The organism is uncultured Mucilaginibacter sp., from assembly GCF_937859865.1.
Taxonomy (GTDB): Bacteria; Bacteroidota; Bacteroidia; order Sphingobacteriales; family Sphingobacteriaceae; genus Mucilaginibacter_A.
Window position 1 is genome coordinate 1 of sequence record NZ_CALMAT010000065.1, and the last position, 4,171, is coordinate 4,171.

Annotated in this window: 5 protein-coding genes; 2 read left to right on the plus strand and 3 right to left on the minus strand. The window is 40.3% G+C overall.

The window, feature by feature from the left end; all coding sequences use genetic code 11:
* The coding region (locus Q0192_RS06680) for an aldo/keto reductase (protein ID WP_299287962.1) at positions 1-599 on the plus strand (599 nt) is incomplete at its 5' end.
* A gap of 70 nt (positions 600-669) precedes the next feature.
* Here the strand turns inward: Q0192_RS06680 and Q0192_RS06685 are convergent.
* Positions 670-1,194, minus strand: coding sequence for a hypothetical protein (locus Q0192_RS06685; RefSeq protein ID WP_299287965.1), 525 nt, complete (start codon positions 1,192-1,194; stop codon positions 670-672).
* Positions 1,195-1,388: 194 nt separating this feature from the next.
* Positions 1,389-2,027 (minus strand): class I SAM-dependent methyltransferase, encoded by a 639-nt coding sequence (locus Q0192_RS06690; RefSeq protein ID WP_299287968.1) that lies wholly within the window; start codon positions 2,025-2,027, stop codon positions 1,389-1,391.
* Between the two features lie 92 nt (positions 2,028-2,119).
* Between Q0192_RS06690 and Q0192_RS06695 the strand changes: the two genes are divergently transcribed.
* Complete coding sequence (locus Q0192_RS06695) at positions 2,120-3,760, plus strand: glycosyltransferase family 39 protein (RefSeq protein ID WP_299287971.1); 1,641 nt, start codon at positions 2,120-2,122, stop codon at positions 3,758-3,760.
* A gap of 34 nt (positions 3,761-3,794) precedes the next feature.
* Here Q0192_RS06695 and Q0192_RS06700 read toward each other — a convergent pair.
* The coding region (locus Q0192_RS06700; protein WP_299287974.1) for an HAD-IC family P-type ATPase at positions 3,795-4,171 on the minus strand (377 nt) is incomplete at its 5' end.

Here is a 4,171-nt window from a genome sequence, read left to right on the forward strand (position 1 = left end):
ATATTGATTTGTACCAATCGCACAAAGACGACGCCGACACGCCGATGGAAGAAACGCTTGCTGCTTTCAACGACTTGGTGAAAGAAGGAAAAATACGTGCTATTGGTACTTCCAACATGAGCGCGCAACGGATTTTGGTGGCTTTAAAAACCAGCAAAGAGCATGGTTTTCCATCCTACCAAACGTTGCAGCCTTTGTACAATTTGTACGACCGCGAAAGTTTTGAGCAAGAACTGGAGCCGCTTTGCCAGGAACACAACATCGGCGTGATCAGTTATTCTTCTTTAGCCAGCGGGTTTTTGACCGGAAAATACCGCTCGGAAACTGATTTTAACAAAAGCAAACGCGGACAAGGCATGACTAAATACCTGAATGACCGCGGGTTTAAAATATTAAAAGCTTTGGATGAAGTTTCGGCAGAATCAAACGCCTCGCCTGCTGCTGTTTCTTTGGCTTGGCTGATGCACCGGCCCGGTATTACTGCGCCCATTGCAAGTGCAACCAGCGTAGAACAGTTGCAAGATATTATCAAAGCAACCGAATTGAGTTTAGATACCGAAGCGATCCATAAGCTAAACACGGCCAGCGCCTGGGAATAATGAAAAAAAGAATCGCATAAAAAAAGCTGCCTGGTTTGGTAGCTTTTTTTATGCAATAAACTTCGGGTTTTTAATGCCTGTACCAGCCGTTGTGGTTGCCATTATCATGATGGTCGTTCCATCCGCCCCTGTAATCACCGCGGTCAAAATGTTGATCACGGTTATCAAAACGCCCACCGCCATAATTACGGTATTCCGGCCGGCCATAACCTTCATTTCGGTAACCCCGATTGTAACCTTGTGCAAATTGCGGGTTGCTGTAACGGGCGCGGTAATAATCGTTGCGCAAATACGGCCGGTATTCATTTACCTGGTAATGGCGCAAACGGTTGTAATCGTAATCGCGGTAGCGGCCCACCAACCGCGGGCCAGAAACCCAACGGCCGCCATATTGATAGTAATAAACCTGTTCGGGCACAGAATAATAAGCATCCGCATCGGGCAAATAATAGTAATCATCTGCAACCGGTGCTGGTTCAACATAAACCGGACGAGGCCCTAAGTTCACATTCAAATGAACACCAATTTGTGCTTTGGCAGCGTTAAAACTTAAACTTGCGGTTATTAAAGCGGATAAAAAAAGTAACTTTTTCATTGTTGTAATTTGGTTTTTAGTTTTGATAATAAGATGGGCAGAACTGAAAATTGATTTCTAAAATTGTGCCTTTCATTTCATCAATTTTGGTTGATAGATACAGTTCAGACTACAACAATTCAACGAAGTTTAAACAACACTTTAATATTAAATTTATGCCGGTAAAAACAGTATCGGCATACTTCTTTTACCACCTAAAATTTGGTGTTCTTTTGATAAACCTTAGAAATGATAAAACCCTGGTAAAATGTTTTTTCTTTAACTGAAACGTAATTTCTATGTTGAAAGTAAACATCCATTTTCACCAAAGTTTTTGTTTCAACATTACAGAGCAATCCAAAAAATAAATACATGGTTTGCAATAAAACCTTTTGCCATATTTGATGTCGGTTTTCTTGAACTTGGAAATCGCAAAGCAGCCACAAGCCATCCAATTTTAAACTTTGGTGCAATTGGTTAAACACCAATTGGATGCGTTTTTCAGAAAAATTATCAAACAAAAAAGGCGTTAATATCACATCGTATTTTTGCGAAAGCTGGTATTCTTCAATTGCTTTGTGCACAAACGCAACTTCGTTTTGGCCAAACTTTCGCTTTTTAGATAACGCAAGCATTTTTGCAGAAATCTCGACATAAGTAATTTTTAAGGAAGAAGCTTGCACCTTTGTTAATTCTTCTAGAATCCAGCCGGTTCCGCCGCCCACAATTAAAATATTAAGTTTGGGTTGAATATCCCCGATTAAAAATTGCTGTGCTTTTACCAATGCTTTGCCGAAAACCAGTTTTGCAAGCGCATCATAAAACCAGGCAGAGGCATCGTAATTATTTGGCATATTTGCGGTTGTTGATGGATTGTTGCCATGGGTAACAACCGGAAGCGAAAATGCTTCTTTTATCAGCCTAAAATTACGGAGCTTAGCGCGATATGCCTGTACAATTGAATAAAAATTTGCCTTGGCTGCTGGTTTTACTGCTGGCTGTGGCCGTTAATTTTTCGGGCATCAACGTTGCTTTTTTTACCGATGACCCGGGTTTGTACGCCGCATTGGCCAAAAACATGGTGCTGCACGGCAATTATTGGGAATTGTTTTCTTACGGGAAAGACTGGCTGGACAAACCGCATTTTCCGTTTTGGATGGCAGCGCTAAGCTTTAAACTTTTTGGTTTTTCTACTTGGAGCTACAAGTTGCCGGCCTTGCTTTTCTTTTTGTTGTCGGGCTGGTACACGTATCTTTTTGCCAAAAGGAACTACGACCGGAAAACTGCATTGATGGCCGTTTTGATCCTTTTTTCGGCACAGCATATCTTGATGTCCAACACCGATGTGCGCGCCGAACCTTATTTAATGGCTTTAATTATCGGCAGCGTTTATCATTTCTCTAAAGTTGAAAGTAAATTTAATTGGCGGGATTTGATTTTGGGAAGTTTGCTGGCCGGATGCGCCGTGATGACGAAAGGGATTTTTGCACTGATCCCGATCGGTGCAAGTGTTGTTGGCGAATTGCTTTTCAAAAAACGTTTTCGGGAAATGTTTCGGTTGAAATGGCTACTGGCCATTGTGCTAACTGCTGTTTTTATCCTGCCCGAAATTTACAGTTTGTATGTGCAGTTTGACAGTCAGCCCGGAAAAAGCACTTTCCAGAATACGCATATTTCCGGTATCCATTGGTTTTTGTGGGACAGCCAGTTTGGGCGTTTCATTAACAATGGGCCAATTACCCGAAAAGGCGGAAGTGTGTTTTTTTACGTCCACACTTTAATTTGGGCTTTTGCGCCCTGGTTTTTTATGCTGGCTTATGCTGTTTTTAGTAGTATAAAAAAGGTATTAACCGGCGTACGTTTGCCCGAATATTATGCACTTTGCGGCGGTTTTGCCATGTGGCTGATCTTTTCGCTTTCCAGTTTTCAGTTGCCGTTTTACACCAATATTATTTTTCCGTTTTTCGCGATTATTACAGCGGCAGTTTTTAGAAAAGTTTTTTCAGGAAAAAGAATTGCATTTTTTAAAACCATACAAGTGTTGCAAGTTTGCATTTTATTCTTGGCAGTATTGGTTTTTAACTATTTTTTACAACCAACAATTTCGGCTTTATTTTTGGCAGAAGTAATAAGTTTTGGAATCCTTATTTTCTACTTAAATAAAAAAACTTCCGGTTTCAGTTTTTATTTTTTACTTTCTTGTTGTGCAATGCTTTTTGTCAACTTTTACCTCAATACTATTTTTTATCCTTTGCTAACTTCTTACAAAGCAGATGCACAAGCGCCGGTTTACATCAATCAAAAACTTGTGGGAAAACCAATTTTTGTAATGGACAGTTTGAACAATGCTTTCCAATTTTATTGCAAACAACCGGTACAACTTTTACGGGAAAAAGACTCGGCCCAAACTTCAAATTCAAAAATTATTTATGTCAATGAAACAACACTTAAAAGTTTGCAAAAAAAATATCCAATTGAAATTTTAAAAGTGATAAAAAATTATCCAAACGAAATTATTTACAAGCAATTTATTTGGTACAAAACCCGCGAACAAGCTTTGGATAAATATTATATCATCCGATACTGATGCTTCTTTTACCGGTATAAAATCAGTAAACTTTTTACCTTTTCCACTTCAACCTTAAACTATTACTCACCACCGAAACCGAACTCAACGCCATAGCCGCACCGGCAAACATCGGGTCCAAATGAATGCCCCAAGTTGGATAAAGCGCACCGGCCGCAACCGGAATCATGATCAAATTATAAATAAAAGCCCAAAACAAATTTTGCCGGATAGTTTGGATCGTTTGTGCCGATAATTGAAACACGTTGGGCAGCAAAGTTAAATTGGAAGAAACCAGCGTAACGCGTGCCACATCCATCGCGATATCCGAACCCAAACCCATGGCTATGGAAACATCGGCCGTTGCCAAAGCTTCTGCATCGTTGATGCCATCGCCTGCCATCGCCACTACTTTGCCTTGTTGTTGCAGTT